The sequence below is a fragment of the Polaromonas sp. YR568 genome (assembly GCF_943369675.1).
Taxonomy (GTDB): Bacteria; Pseudomonadota; Gammaproteobacteria; order Burkholderiales; family Burkholderiaceae_C; genus Polaromonas.
The window spans coordinates 66,443-80,723 of sequence record NZ_CALROB020000017.1; the positions used below are offsets into that span (position 1 = coordinate 66,443).

A 14,281-nucleotide genomic window follows, 5' to 3' on the forward strand; every position below is an offset into this window, starting at 1 on the left:
CCGCCCTCATGAACACCATGCCGCCCATCCTGTATTTCTTCGCCTTGTGCAACCTGGTGATAGGCAGCGGCGCGTTTGTGCTGGGCGGCATCCTGCAGCCCATGAGCGCGTCGCTGGGCATCAGCGTGGCGGCGGCCGGCCAGGCCATGACGGCGTATGCCATTGCCACCGCGGTGCTGGCGCCGCTGCTGATCGTCCTCACGGCGCGATGGCCGCGCAAGCGCGCCGTGCAACTGGCGCTGGCGCTGTTCACCGCCGGTTGCCTGGTGTGCGCCATCGCCCCCAACCTGCCCCTGCTGCTGCTGGGCCGCGTGCTGATGGGCGCGGGCGCGATGTTCACCGCGGCGGCCTCGGCGCTGGCCGTCAGCATGGTCGTGCCGGCCTTGCGCGGCCGCGCGCTGTCCATCACCTTCCTGGGCATGAGCATCAGCTATGCCGTGGGCCTGCCCATAGGCGCCTGGCTGGGTTTCGAGTTCGGCTGGCGTGTGCCGGTGTGGCTGTCGGCGGCGGCAAGCTTTGCGGCGCTGGTCGCGGCCAGCTGGCTGATCCCGGCCAACATGGCCAGCGCCGGCACCAGCTTCGCGGGCTTCCAGGCGGCCGCGCGCCAGGGCGCGGTGCTGCGCGTCTGGGGCCGCACGCTGCTCTACTTCATCGCCATCTTCAGCGTCTTCGCCTATGTCGGGCCGGTGCTGCAGGCGCTCAACCCGATGAGCTCGACGCAGCTCTCGGCCACGCTGGCCGTCTTCGGCCTGGCGGGCGTGGGCGGCACGCTGATGGGCGGCTGGGCCACCGACCGCTTCGGCGCGCTGCGCACCCTGCGCACGCAGCTGGCGGTGTTGGTCGCGATGATGTGCCTGCTGCCGCTCACGCGCGGCAACGTGCCGGCCACCATGGCCGTGCTGGTGCTGTGGGGCATCGCCGGCTTCGGCCTGATGGCGCCGCAGCAAAGCCGGCTGGCCAGCCTGTCGCCGGCGCAGGCGCCGCTGCTGCTGAGCCTCAACGGCTCCATGCTTTATGTGGGCACGGCGCTGGGTTCGGTGATCAGCGGCACGCTGCTGGAGCAGGTGGGCTTTGCGCACCTGGGCTGGGTGGGCGTGCCTTTCGGCCTGCTCGCCATGCTGACCCTTGTGTTTGACCGCATGCCGGCGCGCGCGCAGGCTTCGGCGGCCGCTTAGCGCTTTCCTACAATCAGGCCATGACCGCTCAAGACCAGCTCGACGCCTTGCAAGCCGCATTGCAGCAACTGCGCAGCGACACGCTGGGCGTGGCCGCTTTTTCGCAACTCGCCATGCAGCAGAACATGCTGGCGGCGGCCCTGCCCGAACGTTTCGGCGAGGTGCTGTCGCAACTGCTGAACCGGCTCGAATCCAGCGCGCTGTTCGCCGAAGAAAGCTGCTCCTTCAGCCGCAAGGATTTGCTGGGCAGCCTGCAGCTGTGGCTGGACAAGGCCGGGCTGCAATTGCGCAAAAGCTGAGCACGCAGAAACTGTCCAAAACCCTCCGTCATTCATTCACCCTGCGCGACACCAAGGACACCATGGCATTTCAATTCCCGTTCAAATTGACTGGCGCCTGCGCCCTCCTGGCAGTGGCCGCGGTAGCCGGCGCGGCCACACCCCATCACGGCGGCGGCCACGCGCACAAACCGCCGGCCGCCGCCCAAAAAGAACAAAAGCCTTGGGGCATTGCCGGCGAGGCCAAATCGGTCACCCGCACCGTGGCGCTGACCATGGACGACAACATGCGCTTCACGCCCGACAAGCTGAGCTTCAAACAAGGCGAGACCGTGCGCTTTGTGATCCGCAACCAGGGAAAACTTCTGCACGAGCTGGTGATAGGCACCAAGGCGGAACTAGAGGCGCATGCCGCGATGATGGCCAAATCCCCCGGCATGGCACATGACCTGCCTGGTATGACGCATGTTCCCGCCGGTAAATCGGGCGAGCTGGTCTGGACCTTTAACCGCCCCGGCGAGTTCGACTTCGCCTGCCTGGTCGCCGGCCACTACCAGGCCGGCATGGTCGGCAAAATCAACGTGACGGCACGCTAAGCCCTGCTTCAACTTCACCCCGCTAATAAATTTATATCCACAGATTACGCAGATTTACGCAGATGAAGAAAGTCCTGATGCGAAGCCGTGTGGCCGGCATTCAGATCGGGGCGAAGCCTTGACGCAAACACCCTCTCTCTAATCTGCGTAATCTGCGGATAAATTCAGATCCAACACGGAGGCGGGGGTGACAGGGCCGCAGCCGCCGCCGCGTGATAAGGTAGCCCGCATGTCCAAAACCATACGCTACACCCTGCTGTCGCTGCGCGATCTGGCCGTCTCCGCCGGCCCTTTCATCCTGCTGGCTGTCGCATTGCTGGTGCTGGCCTACTGGTGGCTGGACCCGAACCCGCCCAAGCGCGTGACCCTGGCCACCGGCCCGGCGCAAAGCGCGTACGAGGAATTCGGCAAACGCTACGCCAGGATCCTGGCCGAAGACGGCATCAAGGTCACGCTGCTGCCCTCGCAGGGTTCGGCCCACAACCTGCAGTTGCTGCGCGAAGGCAAGGCCGACCTCGGCTTTGTGCAGGGCGGCACCAGCGAGGCCCAACCCGAGGACGAGGAAAACCTCGAGTCGCTGGGCAGCCTCTTTGTGGAACCCGTGTGGCTGTTCTACCGGGAAGACGCCGTCAAGAAGATTCCCCCCGCGCTGGTGCAGGCGCCCACCGGGCGCGAGCCGTTGCGCAAGGAGCCCACGCTCAATGCGCTCAGCCAGCTGCAGGGCTGGCGCGTCAACCTGGGCACCGCCGGCAGCGGCATTCCCAACCTGATGAACAAGCTGCTGGCCAGCAACAAGGTGGACCTGGACAGCCTCAAGATCTCGGAGCTGGAACAGACCCCGGCGACGGTGGCCTTCCTGGCCGGTGACCTGGACGCGATCGTGTTCGCGTCCGCGCCCGAGTCGCTGATGGTGCAGATGCTGCTGCAGACGCCTGGCATAGGGCTTATGGACTTTCCGCAGAGCGAAGCCTATTCGCGCCGCTTCGCTTTCTTGAGCCCCGTGGTGCTGCCGCGCGGCGTGGTCGACCTGGCGGCCAACATTCCGCCGCGCGACGTGCGCCTGGTGGCGCCGACGACGGCGCTTGTTACCCGCAAGGGCACGCACCCGGCGCTGCTGCAGCTCTTCGTGCAAGCCGGCAACCAGATCCACGGCGGCGCAGGCTGGTTCAAGCGCACCCGCGAATACCCCAACCTGGCCAACAACGAGCTGCCGATTTCATCCGAAGCCGAGCGCAGCATCAAGAACGACAAGCCGTTCTTGCAACGCTACCTGTCCTTCTGGGTGGCCAACCTGGTCGAGCGCATGTGGCTGGTGATGGGCATCATCCTGGCCATCATGCTGCCGCTGTCGCGCATCATCCCGCCGCTGTATGCCTTCCGTGTGCGCTCGCGCATCTTCCGCTGGTACCGCCAGCTGCGCGACATCGAAACCCGCATGGATGAAAAAGACGCCGGCAACAGCAACGAGGCGCTGCTCAAGGAGCTCAACGAGCTGGAAAGCCGGGCCGAGAAAATCTCGGTGCCGCTGTCCTATACCGATGAGCTGTATGCGCTGCGCAGCAACATCCAGCTGGTGCGCAAGAAGCTGCAGCGCTTGTAGGCTGGTTCACGCCGCAAGGGGTTTCAGCACCGTAAAAGGGCGCCAAACGGCCTGATTTGGGGCAAGAATCCGGATCCTGTTGTTTCTTTAACCCTAAAGTAAACCCGGTGTCGGCACGGCAATTGCTCTGCTAGTATCGCCCGATACTTTTTCCTTGGCCGATGCTTGCATTTATTCTGCGCCGCCTGATCCAGGCCGTGATCGTGATGATCGTGGTCGCCCTGATAGCCTTCATGCTGTTCCAGTATGTCGGTGATCCGGTGGTGTTCCTGCTGGGGCAGGACGCAACGCCTGCGCAGATCACCCAGCTTCGCGCCGACCTGGGCCTGGACCGGCCCTTCGTCGTGCAGTTCTGGCACTTCCTCGTGAACGCCGCGCAGGGCGAATTCGGCCTGAGCCTGCGCCAGGGCGCCAAGGTCTCGCGCCTGATTTCCGAGCGCTTTCCGGCCACGTTTGAACTGGCGCTGGTGGCGGCCTTCATGGCGCTGGTGATCGGCATCCCCATGGGCGTGTATTCGGCGCTGCGCCGCGGCAGCTTGCTGAGCCAGGTGTTCATGACGATCTCGCTGCTGGGCGTGTCGCTGCCGACCTTCCTGATCGGCATCCTGCTGATCCTGGTGTTTGCCGTGGGCCTGGGGTGGTTCCCGAGCTTCGGCCGCGGCGAGACGGTGCAGTTGGGCTGGTGGAGCAGCGGCTTGCTCAAGGCCGACGGCTGGCACCACGTCGTGCTGCCGGCGGTGACGCTGGCGATCTTCCAGCTCACGCTGATCATGCGGCTGGTCCGCGCGGAGATGCTGGAAGTGCTGCGCACCGACTACATCAAGTTCGCGCGCGCCCGCGGCCTGCCCGACCGTGTCATCCACTTCGGCCATGCGCTCAAGAACACGCTGGTGCCGGTGATGACCATCACCGGCCTGCAGCTGGGCGGGCTGATCGCCTTCGCCATCATCACCGAGACCGTGTTCCAGTGGCCCGGCATGGGCCTGCTGTTCATCCAGGCCGTGACCTTCGCCGACATCCCCGTCATGGCCGCTTACCTGTGCCTGATCGCGCTGATTTTTGTCGTCATCAACCTGGTCGTCGACCTGCTGTACTTCGCGGTGGACCCCCGGCTGCGCGTGGGCAACGCCGCGGGCCACTGAGCCCGCGACCCGCCACATCCATCATTGTTTTTTTACCCCGGCAAGCAAGCATCCCTTCCACAAGGAGTTCCCGATGAAATTCAAGTCAAACCTGCTCTCGGTCGCCGTTCTGTGCGCAGTCGCGGCCACGAGCTCCGCCGCATTCGCGCAAACCCTGCGCGTTGCCAACCAGGGCGACGCGCTGTCCATGGACCCGCATTCCCTGAGCGAGTCGCTGCAATTCAGCGTCACGGGCAATGTGTACGAGGGCCTGGTGATGCGCAACAAGGACTTGAGCCTGGCCCCCGGCCTGGCCACCTCGTGGAAGCAGACCTCACCGACCGTGTGGCGTTTTGAGCTGCGCAAGGGCGTGCAGTTTCATGACGGCACCCCCTTCTCGGCGGACGACGTGCTCTTCAGTTTTGCGCGCACCCAGGCCGACGGTTCGGACCTGAAGAGCTATACCAATGACTTCAAGGAAGTGCGCAAGATCAACGACTACACCGTCGAGATTGAAACAAAGACCCCGTTCCCCATCCTGCCGGACGTGATTTCCCTGGTTTACATGATGAGCAAGAAGTGGTGCGAAACCAACCAGGCGACCAAGCCGGTGGATCGCCGCAAGGGCATAGAGAACGCGGCGTCTTTCCGCGCCAACGGAACGGGCCCGTATCGCTTGCGTGAGCGCCAGCCGAATGTACGCACCACCTTCGTCCGCAACGGCAGCTATTGGGGCAAGATTGAAGGCAACGCGCAGGAAGTGATCTTCACCCCGATCGGCAATGACGCCACGCGTGTCGCGGCTTTGCTGTCGGGTGAAGTCGACGTGATGGAGCCGGTGCCGGTGCAGGACATCGACCGCGTCAACGGCAACCCGTCCACTCGCGTCCTCGCAGGCCCGGAGTTGCGCACCATCTTCCTCGGCATGGATCAAAAGCGTGATGAGCTGCTGTACTCCAACGTCAAGGGCAAAAATCCCTTCAAGGACAAGCGCGTGCGCCAGGCCTTCTACCAGGCCATCGATATTGACGGCATCAAGAAAACCGTGATGCGCGGCGCCTCAACCCCGACCGCGCTCATGATTGCTCCCGGCATCAACGGCTTCCAGGCCGAGCAAAACAAGCGCCTGCCGTACGACCCGGAAGCCGCCAAAAAACTCATGGCCGAAGCGGGTTACCCCAACGGTTTTGAAGTGGCCATGAATTGCCCGAATGACCGTTACGTCAACGACAGCAAGATCTGCCAGGCGGTTGCCGCCAACCTGTCGCGAATCAACGTCAAGATCAACCTGCAGGCAGAGACCAAGGGAACCTATTTCCCCAAGATATTGCGTCGTGACACCAGTTTTTACCTGCTGGGCTGGACACCGAGCACCTATGACGCCCACAACGCGCTGAATGCATTGATGGCTTGCGTGGACGACAAGGGCGCCGGCCAGTTCAACCTGGGCGCCTATTGCAACCCCAAGGTCGATGAGCTCACGAAAAAAATCCAGGCCGAGACCGACAAGGCCAAACGCGCCGCGATGATCAAGGAAGTCTTTGACATCCACACCGCCGACGTCGGCCATCTGCCGCTGCACCAGCAGGCACTTGCCTGGGGTACCAGCAAGAAAGTGGAGTTGGTCCAGCTGGCCGACAACTTCATGTTCTTCAAGTGGGTCACCGTGAAAAAGTAAAGAAGCAGGCTGCCCCTGTTGCCTTTTCGCTGCGCGTAACGGCCTCTCCCCTCAGGAGACAACAGCTGCGGCCCGGCAAAGCCGGTTCCGCGCTGTTGCTGGCACAGGTTTCGCTTTGTTAACCGCTTGATAACACGGACTGCAGCATTCTCTCGATGAAAAAAACCCTTGCGCGCTGGTTTGACAGCGATGTGGGCTACAGCTTTCGCAACTCGCCGGTGGCGATAGCGGCAGCCGTGGTCGCATTTGCCTGTGTCTTCAGCTCACTGTTTGCCGGTTGGGTTTCTCCGCATAACCCGTTCGACCTCACGACACTGGTCATGGACCATTCACGGCTGGCGCCTTCTCTGGCCGACCACGCGGTTCCCGAGAGCCAGGGCGGCGGCGTGCGCAAGTACCTGCTGGGCACCGACGACCAGGGCCGCGACATCCTGTCGGCGGTGATCTACGGCGCAAGGATTTCGCTGGTCGTCGGCGTGGTGTCGGTTATTTTCTCCATGCTCATCGGTGTATTGCTGGGTTTGCTGGCGGGCTTTCGCGGCGGCTGGACCGACACGGTGTTGATGCGCCTGTGTGACGTCATGTTGAGCTTCCCGCCCATCCTGGTCGCGCTGCTGATTGCGGGGGTCGGCCGCGCGCTCTTTCCCAATGCGCATGACACGGTCGCCTTTGGTGTGCTGATCGCGTCCATCACGCTCACCGGCTGGGTGCAGTACGCGCGCACGGTGCGCGGCTCCACCATGGTGGAGCGCGGCAAGGAGTACGTGCAGGCCGCGCGCGTCACCGGTGTGGCGCCGCTGCGCATCATGCGCCGCCACGTGCTGCCCAACGTGATGGGGCCGGTGCTGGTGCTGGCGACCATCCAGGTGGCGACCGCCATCATCACCGAAGCCACGCTGTCCTTCCTGGGCGTGGGCGCGCCGCCCACCTCGCCTTCGTTGGGTACCTTGATCCGCGTGGGCAATGACTATTTGTTCTCGGGCGAGTGGTGGATCACCGTGTTCCCGGGCCTGATGCTGGTGTTGATTGCCTTGAGCGTGAACCTGCTCGGCGACTGGCTGCGCGACGCCTTGAATCCACGCCTCAGGTAAGGACGAATTTAAAAAATGAGTCTCTTGCAAATCAAAAACCTGGTGGTCGAATTTCCCGGCCGGCGCGGCACGCTGCGCGCGCTGGACGACATCTCGTTTGACATCGCGCCCGGTGAAATCCTCGGCGTGGTGGGCGAATCGGGTGCGGGCAAATCGCTGACCGGCGCCGCCATCATCGGCCTGCTGGAGCCGCCCGGTCGCGTGGCCGGCGGCCAGATTTTGCTGGAAGGCGAGCGCATCGACAACCTGCCCTACGAGCGCATGCGCCACATACGCGGGCGCAAGATAGGCGCGATCTTCCAGGACCCGCTGACCTCGCTGAACCCGCTTTACACCATAGGCCGGCAGCTGGTGGAAACCATCCAGGCCCACCTGCCGGTAACCGCGCGGGAAGCCCGGGCGCGCGCCATCGAGCTGCTCAACGACACCGGCATCCCGGCCGCCGCGCAGCGCATAGACCACTACCCGCACCAGTTCTCGGGCGGCATGCGCCAGCGCGTGGTGATCGCGCTGGCCCTGGCGGCCGAGCCCAAGCTGATCGTGGCCGACGAGCCGACGACCGCGCTCGACGTGTCCATCCAGGCGCAGATCATCACGCTGCTCAAGAACATCTGCAAACAGCGCGGCGCCGCCGTCATGCTGATCACCCACGACATGGGCGTGATCGCCGAGACCTGCGACCGCGTGGCCGTGATGTATGCCGGGCGCGTCGCCGAAATCGGCCCGGTGCACCAGGTGATCAACCACCCCTCGCACCCCTACACCGCCGGCCTGATGGCCGCGATTCCCGACATCGCGGTGGAGCGCGAGCGCCTCTACCAGATCGACGGCGCCATGCCGCGCCTGAACGCGATCCCGCAAGGCTGCGCCTTCAACCCGCGCTGCCCCAAGGCTTTTGACCGCTGCCGGCAGGAGAGGCCCGACCTGATGCCGGCCGGAGCGACGCGCGCCGCCTGCTGGTTGCACGATGTACACGCGGGAGTGGCGGCATGAGCGCGATCCCCAACACGGAAAGCACCGGCGCCCCATTGGTCCAGGCCCATGACCTGGCCAAGACCTTCGACGTGTCGCCGCCCTGGCTCAACCGTGTGCTGGAGCGCAAGCCCCGCCTGCTGCTCAAAGCCGTCGACGGCGTGAGCTTCGAGATTGAAAAAGGCAAGACGCTGGCGCTGGTCGGCGAGTCGGGTTGCGGCAAAAGCACCGTGGCCCGACTGCTGGTGGGCCTGTATGAACCGACGCGCGGCGGGCTGACTTTCGACGGCCAGGACGCCCATGCCGTGTTCAAGACACCGGCCGGGCAGCAGTTGCGCAGCCGCATCCAGATGATATTCCAGGACCCGTACGCGAGCCTGAACCCGCGCTGGACGGTTGAAAACATCATCGCCGAGCCGCTGCGCGAACACGGTATCCTCAGTGACGGCGCCGCGCTCAAGGAGCGTGTGGGCGAGCTGCTCAAGTCGGTCGGCCTGTCGCCGCTGGACATGCCCAAGTACCCGCACCAGTTTTCGGGCGGGCAGCGCCAGCGCATTTCCATCGCGCGCGCCCTGGCCACCGAGCCCGAATTCCTGGTCTGCGACGAGCCGACTTCGGCGCTCGACGTGAGCGTGCAGGCGCAGGTGCTCAACATCATGAAGGACCTGCAGCGCAAGCAGGGCCTCACTTACCTCTTCATCTCGCACAACCTCGCGGTGGTGCGCCACGTGAGCGACCAGGTCGGCGTGATGTACCTGGGGCGCCTGGTCGAACTGGCCGACAAGCACAGCCTGTTCGACAGGCCGCGCCACCCCTACACACGCATGCTGCTGGACGCCATCCCCAAGATGCACGACACAGGCCGGGCCCGCACGCCGGTTTCGGGCGAGGTGCCCAATCCGCTGAACCCGCCCGGCGGCTGCACCTTCCACCCGCGCTGCCCGCACGCCAACGAGCGTTGCCGCAGCGAACGGCCGGAATTCCTGCAACTTGAGGGCGTGCGCGTGGCCTGCCATGCGGTTGAAGAGGGCCGGATCTAGGAACAAATACCACGATCCGGGCACTGTCATGCAAAGCGGGACTGGCTTGGTTACCATGTACTTTTAGAGGGCATCGCCATGAAAATCATTGAATCCATCCTGGCCGGGGCGGCCGACATCGCGGCCGTGCGCCGCGACATCCACGCCCATCCCGAGCTCTGCTTCAAGGAAGTGCGCACCGCCGACGTGGTGGCGCAAAAACTCGAATCCTGGGGCATCCCGATCCACCGCGGCATGGGCACCACCGGCGTGGTCGGTATCGTGCACGGCCGCGACGGCGGCGCCTGCGGCCGCGCCGTGGGCCTGCGCGCAGACATGGACGCGCTGCCCATGCAGGAGTTCAACACCTTCGCCCATGCCAGCACGCAGCCTGGCAAGATGCACGCCTGCGGCCATGACGGCCACACCGCCATGCTGCTGGCCGCGGCGCGCCACTTCTCTCAGAACCGGGACTTCGACGGCACGGTCTACCTGATCTTCCAGCCGGCAGAAGAAGGCGGCGGCGGCGCGCGCGAGATGATCAAGGACGGCCTGTTTGAAAAATTCCCGGTGGAAGCCGTCTTCGGCATGCACAACTGGCCTGGCGCGGCTGTGGGCACCTTTGCCGTCAGCGCCGGGCCGGTGATGGCCTCCAGCAACGAATTCAAGATCACCATACGCGGCAAGGGCGGCCACGCCGGGATGCCGCATACCGGCATAGACCCGGTGCCGGTGGCCTGCCAGATAGTGCAGGGCTTCCAGACCATCATCAGCCGCAACAAAAAACCCGTGGATGCGGGCGTCATTTCGGTGACCATGATCCACGCCGGCGAAGCCACCAACGTCGTGCCCGATTTCTGCGAGCTGCAGGGCACTGTGCGCACCTTCAGCATCGCGGTGCTGGACCTGATTGAAAAGCGCATGAAGGAAGTCGCCGAGCACACCTGCGCCGCGTTTGGCGCGGACTGCGAGTTCAGCTTCACGCGCAACTACCCGCCCACCATCAACAGCGCCGCCGAGACCGACTTCGCGCGCCGGGTGATGAGCGACATCGTGGGGCCGGCCAACGTGCTGGCGCAGGAGCCCACCATGGGCGCCGAGGATTTCTCCTACATGCTGCAGGCCAAACCCGGCGCCTACTGCTTTATCTCCAACGGCGACGGCGCGCACCGCGAGATGGGCCACGGCGGCGGGCCGTGCATGCTGCACAACCCGAGCTACGACTTCAACGACGACCTGATCCCCCTGGGCGGCACCTACTGGGTGCAACTGGCCACACGCTGGCTGGGCACGGCTGCCAGGGCCTGAATCCTGACCACTCCCACTCCCACTCCCACCACACCATGAACACACACGCGGCTTTTTCGGCCAGCTATGCGGCTGCGCGCGCCAAATTCCTCGAAGCGGCCGGCGCCGCCGGCATGACGATTCGCTCTTACGAACACCCGCTCAAAGGGCGCGACGGCGAAACCCTGGCCATGGACGTGGCCCTGGACGGCCCACCCGATGCCGAGCGGCTCTTCATGGTCAGCAGTGCCTGCCACGGCGTGGAGGGCTTTTGCGGATCGGGTGTGCAGGTCTACGCCGCACAGGACGCCGAATGGCGCGCCAGGGCCCGCGCGGGCGGCGTGGCGGTGCTCTACATCCATGCGCTCAACCCCTATGGCTTCTCGTATGCACGGCGCACCACGCATGAAAACGTGGACCTGAACCGCAACTTCCAGGACTTCACCAGGCCGCTGCCCGTCAACGAAGCCTACCGCGAAGTCCACGACCTGCTGCTGCCCGCGCAGTGGCCGCCCACGGCCGCGAACGAGGCGGCCATCGCGGCCTACATAGACACCCACGGCGTGACGCGCTACCAACAGGCCGTGTCGCAGGGCCAGCATGAATACGCCGACGGCGTGTTCTACGGCGGCATTGCGCCGACCTGGAGCAACCGGACACTGCGCGAGGTGATGCAGACTTTCGGCCAACGCGCCAAACGCATCGCCTGGATGGACCTGCACACGGGCCTGGGCCCCAGCGGCGTGGGCGAGCGTATTTTTGCCTGCAACGACGACGCCAAGGCACTGGCGCGCGCGCGCGCCTGGTGGGACGGCGGCGGCGCCACGCCCGTGACCTCCTTCTACGACGGCTCTTCGACCTCGGCCAAGCTGACGGGCTTGATGTGGGGCGCCGTGTACGACGAATGCCCGCAGGCCGAATACACCGGCATGGCCATGGAATACGGCACGCTGCCCATCCTCGAGATGATAGGCGCGCTGCGCGCCGACCACTGGCTGCACAAGCACCCCGAAGCGCCGCCCGAGCTGCACGCGGCGATCAAGCGCCAGATGATGGACGCGTTTTACGTCGACACCGACGAATGGCGCGCGCAGATCGTGGCGCAGGCGCGCCAGGCCATGTTCCAGACCGTGGACGGACTAGGCGCGCCCTGATGGCGGCACGGCGGCCATCCCCCCAGCCGGGCAAGGAGGCCGCCATGCCGTCCGACGCGGACCTGCATTTCCAGCTCAGGCAGCTGCAGCAGCAACACCAGGCGCTGCAGGCCGACTACCGCGACCTGCAACTCGAAAAGCAGAAGCAGGAAACCTCGGCCACGCTGTGGCTGGAGCAGCGCACACGCGAACTGCAGGCCGAGGCGCTGGAACAGAAAAAAGCCGAAACCCTGCAGCGGGTGTTCTACCGCATCGCCGAGCGCGCCGCAGCCGACCTTTCCTTTTATGACTTCCTGCAGTCGGTGCACGGCCTGCTGGGCGAACTGCTGTATGCGAAGAACTGCTACGTGTGCCTGTACGACGCGCAAAAGCAGCGCAAGGATTTCGCCTACTACGTGGACGAGCGCGACGGCGACACCCTTCAGCGCAGCAACGTCCCCTACCGGCGCGGCCTGACCGAGTTCGTGCTGAGCACCGGCCGGCCGCAGATCATCGACGCCACGCGCCTGAAGGCGCTGGAAGCCGGCGGCCAGGTCACGGAAGGCAGCGGCGACATGACCTTCAGTTCCTGGCTGGGCGTGCCCATGCACATACGCGGCGCCATAGGCGGCGTGCTGGCAGTGCAGGGTTATGAGCCCGGCGTGGCCTACAGCGATTCGGACGCGGACATCCTCTCCTTTGTGGCCAACCACGTCAGCAGCGCCATTGAGCGCTACCAGGCGCTCGACGAGTTGCGCAAATCGGAAGAACGCTACCGCACCGTGATTGAAAACGTCGGCGTCGGCGTGGTGGTGGTGCAGGACGACCGCATGGTGTTCGCCAATCCCAGCCTGGTGCGCATCGTGGGCCACCCGCTGGACTACCTGCTGTCGCGGCCCTTCACGGCCACGCTGCATCCCGACGACGTGCCCGGCATGCTGAACCGCCACGAGCGCCGGCTGCGCGGGGAAGACGTCGAGTCCATGTACAGCTTTCGCGTCATCACGCAGCGCGGCGAGGTCCGTTCGCTGGAGCTGTCGGCCGTGAAGATCGAATGGGGCAAGCGCGAAGCCACCCTGGTGTTTGTGGTGGACGCCACCGCGCGGCTGCAGGCCGAGCAGACCCAGCGCCAGACCCTGCAGCGGCAGACCGAACTCAACGACATGAAGTCGCGCTTCATCTCGGTGGCCTCGCATGAATTTCGCACGCCGCTGGCCTTCATCCTGTCGTCGGCGGAACTTCTCAAGCACTATGGCGACCGCCTGCCTGACACCGAAAAGACCGAGGTCATCAACACCATAGAAACCGGGGTGCAGCGCATGACCCAGATGCTGGACCGTGTGTTGCTGCTGGGCAAGGTCGAGGCGCAGATGCTGGAGTTCCAGCCGGCCGAGGTCAACCTGCAGACACTGTGCCAGAACCTCGTGGAAGACGCCCGCATCCAGCATGCGGAGGCCGGCTGCGAACTCGTCCTGGAATTCGAGGCCAGTCCGGCGGTCGGGCTCTTCGATGAAAAGCTGCTACGCCATATTTTCGGCAACCTGCTGTCGAACGCCATCAAATACTCGCCCCAGGGCGGCAAGGTCCTGTTCCGCGTTTTTTCGTCCGAGGGACGTGTGGTGTTTGAAGTGGCGGACCAGGGCATAGGCATCCCGGCCGAAGAGCTTCCCCACCTCTTCGAATGGTTCCACCGGGCCAGCAATGTCGGCGAGATCCAGGGCACGGGCCTGGGACTGGCCATCGTCAAAAACTCCGTCGACCAGCACGGCGGCAGCATAGACGTGGCCAGCACGGTGGGCCAGGGCACGCGCTTTACCGTCAGGATTTGAACGCCCGCGGGCAACGCTATAAGATGAGCCACCAGGCCGGCGCGAAGGCACAGCCCGCAGCCTGGCGACTCAGGGAATGTCCGCCCCGCCAACCATGACGGCAGGGCCTTCAATGCGAAAGAAACATGGCGCGCATTCTGGTGATTGAAGACGAAACCCACATCCGGGACAACCTGCTGCGTTTTGTCCGGCTGGAAGGCCACGAAGGCCTGTCAGCGGCGGACGGCCACGCCGGCCTGCAACTGGCCCGCGAGCAGGCACCGGACCTGATTTTTTGCGACGTGATGATGCCGCAGATGAACGGCCTGGAAGTGCTGGCCGCGCTGCAGGCCGATGCGGCCCTCCAGCACGTGCCCCTGGTGTTCCTGTCGGCCAGCGCCGAATCGGAAAAGCTGGAAGAAGCCCTGCGCCTGGGCGCCAGCGGCTATGTGACCAAGCCATTCAACTTCGCGCAATTGCAGGCGGTGCTCAAGCAGCATTTGCCCAGGTAGGGCCTCACCCC

Annotated in this window: 13 protein-coding genes; all 13 read left to right on the forward strand. The window is 64.8% G+C overall.

Going from position 1 to position 14,281, the window contains the following annotated elements; genetic code table 11:
• The first annotated feature begins 8 nt into the window (after positions 1–8).
• The 13 genes from ACLV8F_RS11370 (at position 9) to ACLV8F_RS11430 (ending at position 14,270) form a co-directional block, all read left to right on the forward strand.
• Positions 9–1,175: an MFS transporter gene (locus tag ACLV8F_RS11370; RefSeq protein WP_411884324.1), complete on the forward strand. Its 1,167-nt coding sequence runs from the start codon at positions 9–11 to the stop codon at positions 1,173–1,175.
• A gap of 20 nt (positions 1,176–1,195) precedes the next feature.
• The gene (locus ACLV8F_RS11375) at positions 1,196–1,474 is read left to right on the forward strand and encodes a hypothetical protein (protein WP_411884325.1); all 279 of its coding nucleotides are present in this window, start codon (positions 1,196–1,198) and stop codon (positions 1,472–1,474) included.
• Positions 1,475–1,536: 62 nt separating this feature from the next.
• Positions 1,537–2,049, forward strand: coding sequence for a plastocyanin/azurin family copper-binding protein (locus ACLV8F_RS11380; protein WP_411884326.1), 513 nt, complete (start codon positions 1,537–1,539; stop codon positions 2,047–2,049).
• Between the two features lie 229 nt (positions 2,050–2,278).
• Positions 2,279–3,649, forward strand: a complete 1,371-nt coding sequence (locus tag ACLV8F_RS11385; RefSeq protein WP_411884327.1) for a TAXI family TRAP transporter solute-binding subunit — start codon at positions 2,279–2,281, stop codon at positions 3,647–3,649.
• Positions 3,650–3,810: 161 nt separating this feature from the next.
• Positions 3,811–4,791, forward strand: a complete 981-nt coding sequence (locus ACLV8F_RS11390) for an ABC transporter permease (RefSeq protein ID WP_411884328.1) — start codon at positions 3,811–3,813, stop codon at positions 4,789–4,791.
• Between the two features lie 73 nt (positions 4,792–4,864).
• Entirely contained in the window at positions 4,865–6,448 is a 1,584-nt protein-coding gene (locus tag ACLV8F_RS11395; protein ID WP_411884329.1) for an ABC transporter substrate-binding protein, read from the forward strand.
• A gap of 155 nt (positions 6,449–6,603) precedes the next feature.
• Positions 6,604–7,539 (forward strand): ABC transporter permease, encoded by a 936-nt coding sequence (locus ACLV8F_RS11400; protein ID WP_411884330.1) that lies wholly within the window; start codon positions 6,604–6,606, stop codon positions 7,537–7,539.
• 15 nt (positions 7,540–7,554) lie between these two features.
• Positions 7,555–8,532, forward strand: a complete 978-nt coding sequence (locus ACLV8F_RS11405) for an ABC transporter ATP-binding protein (RefSeq protein ID WP_411884331.1) — start codon at positions 7,555–7,557, stop codon at positions 8,530–8,532.
• Positions 8,529–9,551, forward strand: a complete 1,023-nt coding sequence (locus tag ACLV8F_RS11410; protein WP_411884332.1) for an ABC transporter ATP-binding protein — start codon at positions 8,529–8,531, stop codon at positions 9,549–9,551. The genes ACLV8F_RS11405 and ACLV8F_RS11410 overlap by 4 nt, the downstream gene beginning before the upstream one ends.
• A 78-nt stretch (positions 9,552–9,629) precedes the next feature.
• Positions 9,630–10,838 carry a M20 aminoacylase family protein gene (locus ACLV8F_RS11415; RefSeq protein ID WP_411884333.1) on the forward strand — a complete coding sequence of 403 codons (1,209 nt, stop codon included), beginning with the start codon at positions 9,630–9,632 and terminating at the stop codon, positions 10,836–10,838.
• Between the two features lie 35 nt (positions 10,839–10,873).
• A complete protein-coding gene (locus ACLV8F_RS11420; protein WP_411884334.1) occupies positions 10,874–11,971 on the forward strand; it encodes a M14 family metallopeptidase in 1,098 nt (365 codons plus the stop codon).
• 44 nt (positions 11,972–12,015) lie between these two features.
• On the forward strand, positions 12,016–13,779 hold the full coding sequence (locus ACLV8F_RS11425; RefSeq protein ID WP_411884335.1) for an ATP-binding protein: 1,764 nt from the start codon (positions 12,016–12,018) through the stop codon (positions 13,777–13,779).
• Between the two features lie 125 nt (positions 13,780–13,904).
• Complete coding sequence (locus tag ACLV8F_RS11430; RefSeq protein ID WP_411884336.1) at positions 13,905–14,270, forward strand: response regulator transcription factor; 366 nt, start codon at positions 13,905–13,907, stop codon at positions 14,268–14,270.
• The last annotated feature ends 11 nt before the right edge of the window (positions 14,271–14,281 follow it).